The sequence below is a fragment of the Robinsoniella peoriensis genome, from assembly GCF_000797495.1.
In the GTDB taxonomy this organism is placed as follows: Bacteria; Bacillota; Clostridia; order Lachnospirales; family Lachnospiraceae; genus Robinsoniella; species Robinsoniella peoriensis.
The window spans coordinates 23,528-40,718 of sequence record NZ_JTGN01000026.1 but is presented as its reverse complement, the minus strand read 5'-3'; the positions used below and the strand labels follow the sequence as shown (position 1 = coordinate 40,718).

Below are 17,191 nucleotides of genomic sequence, written 5' to 3'. Positions count from 1 at the left end.
TTTTACTCATTGCCTATTCAATCTACTGTGGTGTGACACGAACGCACCCTGAAGGTGGATCAACCTGCATAAAACGAACGCTGCGAATGAGGAGCTGGTTAACAGACTTTTGTACGGGCGCGAAGCCCAAGGAGGAATCCGTTATACCGATTGCTCCATCATTATACAGCTTAAGCAACAAGATGGATAATTCCTTACTGGCTGTAAGGGATATTAACCATAAATATATTGTAGTAGGAGGAAGTATGGGGAAAAAGAAGAGATCAGGCTTTAAAAAAGTGAATGCTGCAGTTGCAGTGATGTTATCGATTCAACTATCGATAGGATCAGTAATGCCGGCGTTTGCAAACGAACAGGTCCGGGATGATATACAGACGGACCTTATTTACGAAACAGAACAGGAAACGCAAGCACTAAAAGAAGTATTTGAGAGCGTGTCGGTTGGACCAATCTTAGAATTTGATTTTTCCAAGACTGAAACAGTTGACAATGTTACAAGTGTAGTTGGCATCGCAAATGGTGAAGAAGCGATTGCGACTGCTCAGAATGTAATCTTTGAAACCGATGAAGATTCAAACGATATTGCAGTATTCCCGGAAGGCGGAGATAATGCTGCGACAGGTATTACTTATACACCGGGAGATAACGACCCGATGAAGAGCCTTGCACAGGGAAACGGAGCAACGATTGCCATGTGGGTAAAAACCGCTCAGGATACGTTCAGCAGCACTTTGTTCGCTTATGGTTCACGCCAAAATGCAGATGCAGGTGATCTTGGTGCAAGTATTCAGATCATAGGAAGAAATAACACCAGCGGAGATACGGTATTCTACCGTAATGCATCCGGAAGCACTGGCGGGCACAAGGTAGCGGGTGTCGGCAACCCGTATTTGACGAACACCTGGCAGTTGGTTACGTTTGTTGAAAATGAAAATGGTACCGGAACGCTTTATGTAGATGGAGTGGAACGAGGGACTTGTAAATCCAGTGATAAGACTTTACTTGGTTTTGCCACAGATGGAGCCACACCGGATCATTACTACTTTGGATTCCTGCCTTATGTGTCAGGTACAGATACTCATTTTACAGGTGCAATGGACAGCATTTCGGTTTATGACAAAGCATTCACGGCGGAGCAGGTACAAAGCCTGTATAACGAAAGAGTGAAGCCGGAAGTTGACAAGACGGCGCTGAATGATGCTATCACATCCGCAGAAGATTTGGCAGAAGCAGATTACACAGCCGAAAGCTGGGAAATATTAGCAACAGCAGTGAATGATGCTAAAGCAGTATCAGGAAATATAGATGCTACAGAACAGGAAGTGAATGCGGCAATTGCATCAATAACAGCAGCGATAGAGGCACTTGTAGCTGTAGAGCCGGAAAAACCAGACATGGTGCTGGATGCCGGATGGGAAATAGAAAATCCGACAGAAGGAAATCTGGTGGTTAATGAGGATGGAAGCGTAACTATCACAACAGAAGGCGGAACAGTAGATACTGCAGGGGGAATGAAAAACATTCTTTACTATAAGATTCCAAACCAGACAGACTATGATTTTACGGTAAAAGTCAAAGGGAATTTTACAGCAAACTATCAGGGTGCTCATCTAATGATCGCAAGCGGAAAGAACCGCGAAAATGCCGTTGCCGTGGTTCGCAGATATCATGGATATCTTAGCGGAAAATATGGAACAAGCATGCTCATGGGTGTTATGCAGAATGGTGGTTCACCAAACGAATATTATGAAGGTGCTGCTGATATCGGCAATGAGTTCTATCTGAAGCTGCAGAAGCAGAACGGAAGAATCACTGGTTTCTATGCAGCGGAGTACAGTGACAACAAAGAAGACTGGAATCAGATTATTGACAGTAATACAAATACAGAGTATGTAGATAAGGGAAACGGGCTGATTGATCCTGAAAATATTTATGTAGCAATCGCCGCAGCAAACGGCGGTGAAAATAATCCTACAAACATTACATTTTCTGATTTGAGAATCGGTGGACAACCAGTACCGATGGGTATAAATACAAGTGCATTAGCATCCGTCGTGCTTTCTGGTGAAGCTAAAATGGAAATAGCGGCTACGCAGGCACTTAGCCTGGCAGGTACTGATTATGATGGAAATGAAATTAAAAAGTTTGATTCAGTAGTTTACACAAGCAGTGATGAAGAGGTGGCAACGGTTAGTAAAGATGGTGTTGTTACCGGTGTACATAATGGTAAAGTCGTAATTACCGCTGCAGCAACCGTGGGCGGTATTACAAAAACAGCCGATCTGTCAATTCAGATTGGAGATATTGTTGAAAAGACATGGGAACTCTCATCTCCGGATGGCAATACAAAGATGGCAGTTGAAATGATCACAGGTGGAGTACTTCAATATCGTGCAGAACAGAACAAGGTACAAAATATTGGAACATCACCACTTGGATTAGTAACCAGTCTAGGCGACTTTTCAAAAGGGCTTGTATTTAAGAAAGCTTCAGAAGTAAAAGAAATCAACAAAAGCTATAAGGTGCTTTCCGGTAAAAGTGATGAGTATACAGACCACTGTAATGAGCAGACGCTCACATTTACAGTGAAAAACAATGATTCTGTGGAATTTGACCTGGTAATCCGTGCATATGATGACGGAACCGCTTACAGATATGCGGTCCGCACAGATGGGGAACAAGAGATCAGGATCAGTAATGAAGTATCGGGCTTGCAGCTTCCAAAAGAAGCAGATGTATATTGGATGAACTATACCTCAGCTACCTGGAACTATGAAAGTCAGTATCAGGTAACTACAACGGAAGGATTGGCAGTGGATGCAACTCCCTCTATGCCATTCTTATATGGAAAAGACGGGGTATGGACGCTGTTCTCAGAAGCGGACCTGAACGGAAGTTACTGTGGTTCKATGTTTACCGTAAAAGAAAACGGGATGCTGGATGTATCATTTGCGAAACAGCAGACGAAGGATGTAGTGACAACCACGCCATTTAAATCTCCATGGAGAGCGGCAATCACAGGTACTCCGGCAGACATTGTAGAAAATACAATGATTGAGAACCTGAGTACCCCGGCAGATTATGAGACATACGACTTTGAATCCTGGGTAGATCCTGGATTATCTTCCTGGTCATGGGTAACCAACTGGGGAAGCGGAGTCAGTGACCAGTCAAAAGCGGAAACACATCTGAACTGGATTAAGTTCGGGGCAGAAATAGGATGGGAYTATTATATTCTTGACGAAGGCTGGAATAAGGGCGGACGTGGAAACGTCAGCGGCATGTATGACTGGTGGCCGGAAGTAAARGCGTGTGCGGAAGAAAACGGAGTTCGCCTGTGGGCATGGGTACATGTAAGCGATATTGATACCCAGGAAGAACGYGACAGGCACTTTTCTGAATGGGCAAAAGAAGGYATTGTAGGAATTAAGCCGGACTTCTTTGATGGCGAGGGCCAGGGCCGGATGCAGTTATATGATGATTTGTATAAAGATGCGGCGAAATACGGACTTATGCTTCTTGTACACGGAGCAAATAAACCGACCGGTGAAATCCGTACCTGGCCAAACGTATATGGACGTGAAGCGATCCGTGGACAGGAAGCAGGAGGAATTACGGCGGAACAGTATACCATGATTCCGTTTATCCGGGCAGCAATCGGACCTGCAGAGGTTACGGAAGAAATCAGATCCAAGGATTACAATAAGACGACAATGGGATTCCAGTTCGCTTTGACAGCACTGGTGGAAGACGGAATTCACAGCATGGGATCTGCACCGGATGTTTACAGAAGTATTCCGGAAGGAATGTCCTACTATAAAAACTATCCGAAAAAATGGGATGAAACCAAACTGGTTGACGGAGCCGTTGGCGAGCAGGTAAGCATAGCGAGACGCACCGGAAATAACTGGTATGTCTCCGGCATCAGTGTAGAACCAAGAACTATGCAGGTTCCATTAGAGTGTCTTGACGAAAACAAAGAGTATACAGTATTGCTTTACAGAGAAAATGGCAGACGGGATGTGGATATGGATATTATCCCGAATGTTACAAATGAAACAGTATTAGAGGTAGATGTACTTTATGGCGGCGGATATGCGTTGCGTGCAGTTCCCACAGCAGAGATGGACAGTATTAAGTCAATCGCTGCAGAGCCGGCAGAGGTGAAAGTAGAAAAAGGACATTTATCGGATCAGGTTGCAATAACGCTCAGTCCGGAAAATGCAGAATTCAAAGATGTTGCATGGAGTACTGCAGACGAAGCAATCGCAACGGTAAGTGACCGCGGAGTAATCAGAGGTGTAGCAGAAGGAAAGACGACCGTGACGGTAGCTTCTGCATACGACAAGACAGTAAAAGCAGAAATTAAAGTAACGGTTACCCCGGCTAGATATGTTCTTGATGAAAAAACATGGTCAATCCTAAATGCGAATGAGAATGTCATGATCAAAGATACCGGTTCGGCAACAATAACAACAGAAAATGGAGTACTTGGTGCAGGAAACTGGGAAAATATGTTCTCCATGGACGTACCGGAAGGTGACAGGGACTTTACGATCACAGCAAAGATGACTGGCGGCCTTAAGGCGAATTACCAGGGTGGATTTATCACAGTCTTTGACAAAGCAGATCCAAACGGCCAGTCGGTAGCAGCAGGACGACGCCATCACTCAGGCATGCTGGGTGGCAGCCATCCCCAGGGATTTGGCGTAATGTCAACAGCCTCAGGACGTACCACTGAATTTTACTGTGAGGATAAAGACTATGGCGTTGATGTTTACGTGAAGCTTGAAAAAACTGGAAATACATTTACCAGTAGCTATAGTTACGATGGAGAAACCTGGACAGTAATTACCAACAAAGGAACATCCCAGACGACGACGAATGCAAATCTGGCAGCAAGCGCAAATCTTTGTGTAGGATTCTATGCAGGGTCSGGTGGTGRAGACACTGCCATTGACATCACATTCAGTGATTTTACTTACAATGGTGTAAAGGTACCGGTAGCAATTGATACCCAGGCACAGGAAGAAGTTGACAAGACGGCGCTGAACAAAGCAATCGCAACAGCAGAAGCGTTAAAAGAAGCAGATTACACGTCAGAAAGCTGGAAGGTATTAGCATCAGCCGTGAAAGCAGCAAAAGATGCAGCAGCAGATGAGAAGGCTACACAGCAGGAAGTGAATGATGCAACAGCAGCAATAGCAGAAGCATTAGAAGCTCTTGTGGCAGCGAAGCCGGAAGTTGTAGTTGACAGGAAAGCGCTGAAAGATGCAATAGCTCAAGCCAATGCTATCTCTGCTGAGGCACTGAAGCAGTATACAGACGAAAGTGTAAGAACCTTTAAAAATGCACTGGCAGCGGCAGCTGGACTGGCGGAAAAAGCCAGCCAGAAAGAAGTAGATGCAGCAACAGCGGCATTGCAGGCAGCAATGAAAGGTCTTGTTAAGAAACCAGTAACACCGCCGGTTGTACAGAAAGAAATATCAAAACTGTCAATTGGCAGCATTAAGGCACAAACCCATACCGGATCTTCTTTAAAACCGATAATATCCATAAAAGATGGCAGTAAAGTACTGAAACAGGATGTGGATTACACGGTTTATTATAAGAATAACAAAAATCCAGGAACTGCTCAGATCATTATCACCGGAAAGGGTASTTATAAGGGAAGCTTGACGAARACATTTGTGATACTGGCGAAAAAAGGAAGAACTTATACAGTAGGAAATTACAAATACAAAGTATTAAGCGCATCCACCAAGAGCGGAACGGTGTGTCTGACCAAACCAGTGAAGAATACATTAAAAACGGTTAAGGTTCCGGATACGGTAAAGATCGGTAACTACAGATATAAAGTAACCGAAATTGGCAAGAGTGCATTTAAGCGAAATAATAAGCTTAAAACAGTGAAGATCGGAAAGAATGTGAAAAAGATTGGAACAGCAGCATTTTATAACGATAAGGCACTGAAAACAATAACCGTATACTCCAAAGTGATTAAGAGTGTCGGTAAAAATGCATTGAAAGGTATCCATGCCAGAGCAGTCATCAAGGTACCGAAATCCAAACTGAAATCATATCAGAGCAGATTTGCCAAAAAAGGCCAGAAGAGTACAGTAGTTATTAAAAAGTAAAGAAAAATGGAGCGTGTTGTATTTTACAGCACGCTCTCATCATAAGTCGGTTTTATAACGGACTTGACACCTACTGGAGTTTATTACTTTCTGAAATACTACCTGGGATTGGATTCATAGAAGATGTTAAAAATATGCTAAGAATCCCCAAATAATCCGCTTTTACTTATGTAAATCAACAACTATAATTAAATTAAGATCATCTCTCGGAATCACAATAAATGAGATTCACAGCATCTAATATATTGCAAGAGCGGCCGCACATTTTGGGTCGTATGTCAATTGTTTTTTTATTAATAAATTAGAAACTTTGGGAAGAGGAGGAATAAGAAAAATGTTCAAAAGAAGAGTCTGTGCAACCGTGTTGTCCTTAGCCGTAATCGTATCTTCGACACCGGGGATTACGGTGGCAGCAACTGATTCCACTACTGAATTGGGGGATTTAACCGCCGCCCGCGCTGCGACAAGTGTAATTGACGAGGCACCTCCGGTACCAAGTATTACCCGGTATTCCACAAGTAGTTGGGATGCCAGCTGGTTCCGTACGGAAACTAATCTGCAGAAAGGAACTTGCATTTATACGATTGATCCGGACCCGACAAAGAGTGATGTGACGAACTATGCAGAGTCCGATTATGAGATCCAGGACATGCCTGATAAGTTTATCGGCTGTGATTACATTTTAAACCGTATCAAAAACCAGCCGAGTAGGGATCATCATTTTTATGCGGAACAGGATATTGAGATTTATGCGGCAATTGATACCGCACAAAGCAGCGTACCAAGTTCTCTGGCTGGTTTTACAAAGACAGACGGAACTCTGAAGCTTAATAATGGTAATGAATTCTGGCTGGCAAAGAGGTCCTACCCCGCAGGTCTGGTTACAATGAATAAGTATAATGGTTCAGGCAACAATGTATTTTATATGGTATTGCCGCAAAATGGGGAAGCGGTGTCTAATGCTCTGACACATAATGCTGTTGTAGAGGAAGGCGAAAAGCCTGCTCAGAATTTAGCGGATCAAAACTACCGTTACTATCTAAATGATGTATTCAATTTTGATGAATCCGAGGATGTCCCTGCCGGTTACACCGGAAGTAATGTCTTGTTAAGCCAGCTGGGAAGCGGCGGTGAGACGAAATTTTATTCTGAAAGTGACAATATGGCATTTGGAGCTTCCTATAAAGTAAACCACGCCGGCAATACCAACGCCAGTGTTGTGGATGGAAATATCGATACCTATTGGCAGAGTCAGCCAATTGGGGACGAGTTTCCGGCAGCGGAACTGACGATTGACTTGCAGGCACTTTGTAAAGTAAATAAAGTAACGTTAAAACTTAGGAAGAAAGGAATTTCTACTTGGGCTCCGAGAACGCAGGAGTTCGAAGTGCAGGTCAGCACTGACGGTAAGAATTTTACTACCGTAAAAGAGAAAACAGAATATCTGTTTGACCCGGCGGATGCCCCAACTGGGAATGAAAGTACCAATACCATTACTTTTGATGAGACTAAAGCGCGTTATGTCCGATTGGTTGGATATTCCAACACCCTGGAAAAGAATGCGATACAGCTTAGCGAGATGGAGATTTACGGTCCGGAACAGACGGTTACCATCATTGATGATGCCGAGAATCTGAACCGTTACCCGATCATCGAGGCAGATGGCGAACTGGTCAAGACCTTTGACGAAGCGATTACCGGAAAAGTCGTATACGAAGGAAAGGTAAGATCTTCCACAGATGATACGGCGATGTCTATCCCTGTTATGAAATCGGCAGACGGCAAGACGGCTGTGGAGCTGACCTTCGGCACCGACGGTTACATCAGGGCAGGTGATGAGGAAGTTATGGCTTATACCAGGGACACCTGGTATATTATCAAAATGCTCGTGGATATTGATAAGGGAACCTACGAGGTCTGGGTTGATCATATGCGCAAGGTGCAGAATGCCCCATTTAGTGACAGCGATGCGAAAAACATTAAAACCATCACATGGTCCTCAGGCTCAGGTATATTGCAAGTTGATAACCTGCTTATGCATGATGATACAGAAATCTTTGCTGTAGAAGACAACTTTAACAGTGAAGCAACCGGTACTGCAAATCCTGAAAACTGGACAGTTTCTAACGTAACCTATGCTGCGGTTTCAGAAGTTCCCTTTGCCTCCGATAAGAGCCTGCAGATTGAAAACAGAGATTCCAAGGTAGAGGCAACCCGTAGTTTTGGAGCACTTACCGGTGACGTAACTATCGAAGCAAAGGTAAAACCAATGGAAAATACCTGGGTAACTGTTCCGGTAGTCCGTGACAGTAAGGGGAATGATGTGATTAAGGTTGCTGCATACCGCAACAGCTTCTTTATCAGTAACGGAGAAAACTGGGAATACATCTGCAGCCAGGAAATTGCTAACAACTATTATCCTGCAGGAAACTGGTATCAGATAAAGCTGGTGCTGAATACATATACCAACCGTTATGATTTTTATATTGACGGTGCAAAGAGATGCAGCCGGGCAGCATTTGTAAGCGATGCAGATGATGTTGCTTCCGTATCTTATGTTGTAGAAGAGCAGAATGTACTTTACGTTGATAACGTAAGGGTATATGATAGTGCTTCTCTGGCAAGAGGGCTTAAAGCGGGAGAAATATTTGACGTAAAGGATTATGGTGCAGTAGGCGACGGAATCACTGATGATACAGAAGCGATTGATGAAGCAATCAGGGCAGCCGCCTACACCGGAGGGACCGTGCTGCTTGAGAATGGCACTTTCTACTGCGGACAGATTACCATGCAAAGCGACATGACTTTGTTTATTGATGCATCCGCAAAAATCTTTGCAAAGATGGACCGTAACGAATATATCCATTTCCAGCCGAAATATAATGGAATAGTTGGATATAACGGAAACCATCAGCTCGGCTGTGGTATTATCCGTTCTATTGAGGGGACGGAAAACTTCCGTATTAACGGTGGTGGAACTCTTGACGGCAATGGATTTTATGGTTTCAATGAAAATGATCCGGGGAATCAGCGTCCGTGTGCATTATATCTGACATCTTCAAATGATTTTCATGTTGAGAATATCAACATTATAAACAGTCCGCACTGGACCCTGGTGCCATATGAGAGTACCAATATGACATTTCGCAACATTGCAATCACAAACCATATTGCACCCAACCGCGATGGTATTGACCCGGTTAACTGCAGTAACATTACAATTGAGAACTGCCATATCATAGCAGGTGATGATGCGTTCTGTCCAAAGAGTGGAAATGCGTTTCCAAGTATCAATTGCGATATGAGAAATACGTCTTTACAGTCTTATTGTAACGGTATCAAATTTGGTACAGACTCTTATGATGATTTTAAGAATTATACTTGTGAGGATATAGTAATTAAGAACGTAGGAATGTCCGGTATCACCCTGCAGGCAGTAGACGGTTCTGAAATAGAGAATATTACGTTCAAACGTATCGACATGATTGATGTGGATAACTCGATTGCTTTCATGGTAGGTGATCGTCAAAGGGCAAACAGCGGACTGGAAAAGCATCTGGGCTTTATTAATAACGTGGTTGTAGAGGATATGAATTTTAGTAATGCCATGGAACCACCATTTAGCCACAAGAATGAGATAGAGCATGCTTCCATGCTGGTAGGACTTAACCCGTCAAGAGGAAATACGGATGTTAACAAACATCGTATTACCAATGTACTTTTCAAGAATGTGTACATGGAAATGCCTGGTGGATACACTTCAGTTCCGGGATTACCGGGAGGTATCGGAAGCGGATATCCGGAACATGATGGAATGGGAGACCCAGTAGGGTGGGCATATACGATGCGTTGGGCAGACAATGTAACCTTAGAGAATTGCCAGAACGTGCTGATGACCAAGGATGTTCGTAAAGAATATTCATATTCTGATTACTCAGGTGCAAAGATGGAAGATGGCAATGCAAATAAAATTCTTTACGGAATTGTATTTGAGAACGGCGAAAATGTACTGGAGAATCCGGTGCTTTCAGGTGTGATTGGTTACGGTGAGAGTGCAACAGCGCTGAATTACAGCCTTATACAGTCTTTAAAGAGTGAGAATAGTCTCTCAATTGACAAAGACATTTATGAAGGTGCGATAGTTAAGTGTGATGCAAGCGGCAATCTGAAGCTGTATGATGCTACAGGAACCCAGGAACTGGCAATACCGGTTGCAGAGAAATTCGCCAACGAAGATGGGGAGCGTTTAGTATTCCATATTGCAGGTGAAATAGACGAGGCTGCAGTAATTCAGAAAGATCTTGAATCAGTATTGAAGAAAGCAAAAACATACGAAGACAAGGAAGACTATTATACAGCAAATAGCTGGAAATCATTTTCTGATGCTTATGCGGCAGCGAAAAATGCAGCAAACGCAAGTTTAGAAGAAAAGAAAGACGCTGTGGCAAAACTAAAAAGCGCAATGGAAGGGCTTGCGAGACCGACAGGAGTCAAGATTGAAGTAGAGACAGGAGAACTTTCCGGTGGTGCTTCTATATCATCGGCAGCGGCTTGCTCAGGCGGACAACGTGTGGGAAATATTGGTGGAACGAGCAAGGGAGCCGCAGCATTCAAAGTAGCAGCTGATGAAGCTGGTGAATACATAGTAGCAATTGTCCATTGTACGTCAGCATCACGTCCGTTGGCTGTACAGGTGAATGGAACTGAAAATTCAGTAAATTGCCCGGTAACAGGTGGTTGGGATGTACCAGCTGCAAAACCGATAGAAGTCAAAGTTAACCTGGATAAGGGAATAAATACGATTGTTCTTACTGGAGTTGGCATTGAATATGGACCGAACGTGGACTACATTGAGGTCAGAAAAGCAGGTGGAGTAGATCCTGAAATTACAGCAGCAAAAGAAGCACTTGCAGCAGTAATTACATCCACAGAATTATTAGAAGAAGCTGACTACACAACAGAAAGCTGGGCAGTATTAAAAGCAGCCGTGAATGCAGGAAGAGCTGTAGCAGCAGATGTGAATGCTACTAAGCAGGAATTGAATGATGCAATCGCAGCAATCGAGGCAGCGGCAGAAGCACTTGTGGCAGTGAAGCCGGAAGTTGTTGTTGACAGGAAGGCACTGAAAGATGCAATAGCACAAGCCAATGCTATCTCTGCTGAGGCACTGAAGCAGTATACAGACGAAAGTGTAAGAACCTTTAAAAATGCACTGGCAGCGGCAGCTGGCCTGTCGGAAAAAGCCAGCCAGAAAGAAGTAGATGCAGCAGCAGCGGCATTGCAGGCAGCAATGAAAGGTCTTGTTAAGAAACCAGTAACACCGCCGGTTGTACAGAAAGAAATATCAAAACTGTCAATTGGCAGCATTAAGGCACAAACCCATACCGGATCTTCTTTAAAACCGATAATATCCATAAAAGATGGCAGTAAAGTACTGAAACAGGATGTAGATTACACGGTTTATTATAAGAATAACAAAAATCCAGGAACTGCTCAGATCATTATCACAGGAAAGGGTACTTATAAGGGAAGCTTGACGAAGACATTTGTGATACTGGCGAAAAAAGGAAGAACTTATACAGTAGGAAATTACAAATACAAAGTATTAAGCGCATCCACCAAGAGCGGAACGGTGAGTCTGACTAAACCGGTGAAGAATACATTAAAAACGGTCAAGGTTCCAGATACGGTAAAGATCGGTAACTACAGATATAAAGTGACCGAAATTGGCAAGAGTGCATTTAAGCGAAATAATAAGCTTAAAACAGTGACCATCGGTAAGAATGTGAAAAAAATTGGAACAGCGGCATTTTATAACGATAAGGCACTGAAAAAAATAACCATATACTCCAAGGTGATTAAGAGTGTCGGTAAAAATGCATTGAAAGGTATCCACGCCAGAGCAGCCATCAAGGTTCCGAAATCCAAACTGAAATCATACCAGAGCAGATTTGCGAAAAAAGGCCAGAAGAATACGGTAGTTATTAAAAAATAGAGAGATTAGTTGTTGATGCGATAAATCTGAGGCGGGAGAGAACGATAAGCTTTCTCCCGTTTTTTCCTATCCGTCAGTTTAACTTCAGTTGTAGATTAGTTGAAAGGCTAAAATGAATCAGTGGGTAGCATATTTTATAGGAGGGTTGAAAATGACAGTTAGAAAAAGATTTTCTCAAAAAGTGATTGCAATTGTTCTTGCCATGCTGTTAGGTATAGTGTTGTCTTTGTTGTCATACACAACTGTTGCAAATGCGGCAGAGACAGGTCGTCAGAAAATTGACATTGGAAGTGGCTGGAAGTTCCAAAAATCCAGCGTTAGTAATGCACAGAACACAAATTTCGATGATTCCCGCTGGGAGGACGTGAACATTCCGCATACATGGAATGCAGAGGATGGAGCGGATGGCGGCAGCTATTACAGAGGTGATGGATGGTATCGCAAGAAACTTGGCTGGGATTCTGCATACAACAACAAAAGGATCTACATAGAGTTCCTTGGCGTTAACATGCAGTCAGATGTGTATGTAAATGGTGATAAAGTAGGCACACATAAGGGCGGTTATACTGCATTCCGATATGATATTACTGAGCATATGAAACCGGATAAGGACAATGTCCTTGCGGTAAAAGTAAATAATGAAAAAGTGAAAGATATTGCACCGCTTTCGGCTGACTTTACATTTTATGGCGGAATTTACAGAGATGTATCTCTGGTATTAACAGAAGATGTTCATGTAAACACGATGGACTATGCTTCTTCGGGATTAAAACTGACAACTGGCAATGTCTCGAAATCCAGCGCAAATCTAAGTGTAAAATCCACGATTGTCAACAATTCCAGTCAGATAAAAACAGTTAAGGTAAAAGCTGTTTTGAGAGAGCCGGAGATGTTTGAGGAAGTGGATGGGATTGAACCCCTGTTTGATGTAGCGTCTATGACAGGTACGGAGACTATTGCGACTGTAGAACAGGAGTTTCGTATTGATGCTGGAAAGGAACAGGAGTTTTCCAAAGACATTATAGTTAAAGATCCGAGGCTGTGGAATGGTAAAGAGGACCCATACCGCTATCAGGTAGATCTGACCGTTATAGTAGATGGAAAAGAGGTAGACAGCCTTACAGACTATGTAGGATTCCGCTTCTTTAAAGTGGATTATGATAAAGGGTTCTTCCTGAATGGTGAATCCTATCCTCTGCGTGGTGTTTGCCGCCATCAGGATAAAGATGGTAAGGGCAATGCACTTTTAAAAGAAGATCATGATACGGACTTCGCTATGATTTATGAGATAGGCGCTAACACTATCCGTCTCGCTCACTATCCGCATGATCCATATTTTTATGAATTATGTGACAAGTATGGCATTGTAGTCTGGGCGGAAATTCCTTTCGTTAATGAAATTGGGGGAAGTGGTAGTTACAGTAATCCTGATAGTGATAGAGAAAGTTTCTTTGATGTGACAAAGCAGCAGATGGTGGAAATGATTCGTCAGAACATCAACCGTCCATCTATCTGCTTTTGGGGTCTGCAAAATGAAGTAAGAGTAGGATCTAAAGACTCGGAGGAAGATAAGGTTATGCAATCCTTCATGAATGAACTGAATGAACTTGCCAAGAAGGAAGATACATCAGGGCGTCTCACGGTACAGGCAACAGATAAAAATCAGGCGGAAAAATGGCCGAGTGATCTTCAGGCATGGAACCGTTATCCCGGCTGGTATTTTGGGACAAATGAACAGTTGGGCAGCACCTATGACGATCTGCACAAATCTGAACCAACACGTCCGATGGGTGTTTCTGAATATGGTATTGGTTCCAGCATTAATCATCACACGGAAAATCCTACCAAGAATGCCGGGAGTTTCCAGTCTGAGGAATACCAGATGGAATCTAATGAGAAATTCCTTAGGGATATCAATGCACGTGAATATCTATGGGGAACCTACTATTGGAATATGTTTGACTTTGGGTCAGACGGCCGTAACGAGGGTGGTCTGCAGGGTATTAATACTAAGGGTATGGTAACCTTTGACCGTGAGACAAAGAAGGACGTTTTTTATCTGTACAAGGCTGATTGGAGTAATGACCCCGTTGCTTATATTACCAGCCGAAGATTTACTAAGAGAGAAAAGGCATCTATTCAGGTGAAAGTATACTCCAACTGTGACAGCGCAACCTTGTATATGAATGGTGAAGAAATTGGAACGCTGACACAGGAGCAGCTGACTCAGACAAATGTATTCGTCTGGGAGAATGTTATCCTGAACAAGAGCGAAAATGTTGCTTACCTTGTAGCGAATAAGGGCGATGAGATCTATACAGATACCGTGACGTGGTTACGTGCCAAGAGTGATGCGACAGATATACAGTCAGATGTACTGCGTATCAATGCCAATAATAAGACGATCCAGCTACCGCAGACATTGGATGCAAGTACGATCAGGGAAGTGATTTCATCAGATGTAAATGCAGCGATAGGCGTCTATAAATATATGGATGGAATGCTTATTTATCAGGAATCAGGTGATGTAGAAGCGGGTATGATACTGGCTGCTATGTCTGAAGATGAGTCAAACACGGACTTTTATACTTTCATTCCCCAGAGTCTGGCACTTCATAAAACGGTGACGGCAAGTTCAGAAGAGAATAAGCCAGGTGCAGTCAATCTTATGAATCATGCAGTGGATGGAAAAGACGATACCCGATGGGCGGCAAATTCTTCTAACTATCCACAGACATATACGATTGACCTTGGTGCTAAGACAGATATGCGTATGATTGGTATTTCCTGGTTTACAAACAGTGGAAGCAGACAATATAAGTATAAAATTTATGTCAGCGATAATAAAGATTCAGGCTATACAGAGATTATTGACCGCAGTAACAACAGTGTTACAGGCTATGTCCCGGATAGTGTAAATGTTTCTGGCCGCTATGTAAAGATTGAAGTGACCGGATCAAACAATGGCGGAAATGCTTCTATACATGAGATTGATATATTTGGATCTGACTATCCAGATCTCAACCAGATCTCCAGTAAGAGTTTTGAAGCAGAGAAAGCAGCGCTTGGCGGATCCTGCAGTATAAGCACTGGTTCGTCCTGTTCTGGTGGCCAGTACGTAGGAAATATCGGCAATGGAAGCGGCAATAAGCTTACATTTAATGTTAATGCAGCATTAGCAGGAAGCACCACGATGGAGATTTACTACATTACCCAGAGCGATCGTAATTTTGAAGTTACTGTCAATGATGGTCCCATACAGCAGGTTTCCTGCCCGGGCAATAATACAGACTGGACAACAACTATTAAAAAAGTATCTCTGTCCGTGGATTTGAAGGCGGGAGACAACACCATCGTTGTTGGAAATACATCTGCTTACGCACCGAATCTGGATCGTATTATAGTGGGTAGCTATAATATGGACATAAAGCCGCCGAATAATAAAGATGAACCAGATGATAATCCGGGTGAAGGCATGATCATGCACAAGATTGAGGGAGAGTCCGGAACATTTGCAGGAGGTGCAAAAGAATATAAAGTAGAGCAGCAAGGGCAAACATTTATTTATGCAATTATTAAGAATGATGGGGATAAAGTTGACGGGACAGCGACCTATGAGGTGATCTGTAAAAATGCAGGAAAACGTAAACTGAGAATATATTATTGTTCACAGTTTGGCAGCAAGTTAAAAGTTAGTGTGAATGGTGTAGTTGTACAGGTGCTGGATGTACCGCTTACCGGAGCATATTTTGATATCGGTGAGGATCCTATAAGACTGGATATTCCATTGCAGGCCGGCATAAATGAAATTGTTTTCGCCGGAGTAGAAGGAAGTGAGTATGCACCGTATGTTGACTTCTTTAATGTCGAACTGACGCAGTCAGAAGCAGAAGAGACAGGAAATATCTTGCCAACAAATCCTGATGTTGAGTCGGCAAAAGAAGCTCTTAATGCAGTGATCAAAGCAATCAAAGATGGAGGGTATACAGATGAGGACTACACATCAGACAGTTGGGCAGCTTTAGAAGCAGCCGTCAATGAAGGAAAGGCTGTGGCAGAAAATAAGGATGCAACACAACAGGAAGTGAATGATGCAATAGCAGCGATTAAAGCTGCGGTAGAAGCACTTGTGGCAGCAGAGCCGGAAGTTGTTGTTGACAGGAAGGCGCTGAAAGATGCAATTGCGCGTGCTAATACTATCTCTGAGGAAGAACTAAAGCAGTATACGGACGAAAGTGTAAGAGCCTTTAAGCGTGTACTGGCAGCTGCAGTTAGCCTATCGGAAAAAGCCGGACAGAAAGAAGCAGATGCGGCAGCAGCAGCATTGCAGGCAGCAATCAAAGGTCTCGTTAAAAAGCCGGTATCGCCGTCTGTTGTACAGAAAGATATATCAAAACTATCAATTGACAATATGAAGGCACAAACCCATACAGGATCTGTATTAAAACCGTTAGTGGCGATAAAAGATGGCAGTAAAGTACTGAAGCAGGATGTGGATTACACCGTTTATTATAAGAATAACAAAAATCCAGGGACGGCCCAGATCATCATCACTGGTCGGGGCAGCTATAAGGGAAGCGTAACAAAGACTTTTGTGATTACGGCGAAAAAAGGAAAAACGTATACAGTCGGAAATTATAAATACAAAGTATTGAGTGCATCCACCAGGAGCGGAACGGTGAGCCTTACAAAACCGGTGAAAAATATACTCAAGACAGTCAAGGTTTCGGATACGGTTAAGATCGGTAACTACAAATATAAAATAACTGAAATTGGCAAGAATGCATTTAAGGGTAATAAGAAGCTTAAAACAGTAACCATTGGCAAGAATGTAAAGAAGATTGGTTCATCGGCATTCTATAACGCTAAGCTGCTGAAAAAAATAACGGTAAACTCCAAGGTGATCAAGAGTGTCGGTAAAAATGCATTGAAAGGTATCAATGGAAAAGCAGTCATCAAGGTTCCGAAATCCAAACTGAAATCATACCAGAGCAGATTTGCGAAGAAAGGCCAGAAGGAAACAGTGGTTATTAAAAAGTAACCGTAAATTAAGCTATAT

Annotated in this window: 3 protein-coding genes; all 3 read left to right on the top strand. The window is 43.0% G+C overall.

The genetic code is table 11. The features are described from left to right. The first annotated feature begins 86 nt into the window (after positions 1-86). The 3 genes from QR40_RS28935 to QR40_RS30500 all read left to right on the top strand — a co-directional run bounded on the left by QR40_RS28935 (position 87) and on the right by QR40_RS30500 (position 17,173). Complete coding sequence (locus tag QR40_RS28935) at positions 87-6,137, top strand: glycoside hydrolase family 97 N-terminal domain-containing protein (protein WP_044297869.1); 6,051 nt, start codon at positions 87-89, stop codon at positions 6,135-6,137. A 334-nt stretch (positions 6,138-6,471) separates the two neighbouring features. Further along, the gene (locus tag QR40_RS32770; RefSeq protein ID WP_044297868.1) at positions 6,472-12,132 is read left to right on the top strand and encodes a glycosyl hydrolase family 28 protein; all 5,661 of its coding nucleotides are present in this window, start codon (positions 6,472-6,474) and stop codon (positions 12,130-12,132) included. Between the two features lie 151 nt (positions 12,133-12,283). Then, positions 12,284-17,173, top strand: coding sequence for a glycoside hydrolase family 2 (locus tag QR40_RS30500; RefSeq protein WP_052431121.1), 4,890 nt, complete (start codon positions 12,284-12,286; stop codon positions 17,171-17,173). The last annotated feature ends 18 nt before the right edge of the window (positions 17,174-17,191 follow it).

What these genes read in the sequence shown, in the direction of transcription:
- QR40_RS32770 (WP_044297868.1), top strand. Translation starts at nt 6,472, where the DNA reads ATGTTCAAAAGAAGAGTCTGTGCAACCGTGTTGTCCTTAGCCGTAATC.
- QR40_RS30500 (WP_052431121.1), top strand. Translation starts at nt 12,284, where the DNA reads ATGACAGTTAGAAAAAGATTTTCTCAAAAAGTGATTGCAATTGTTCTT.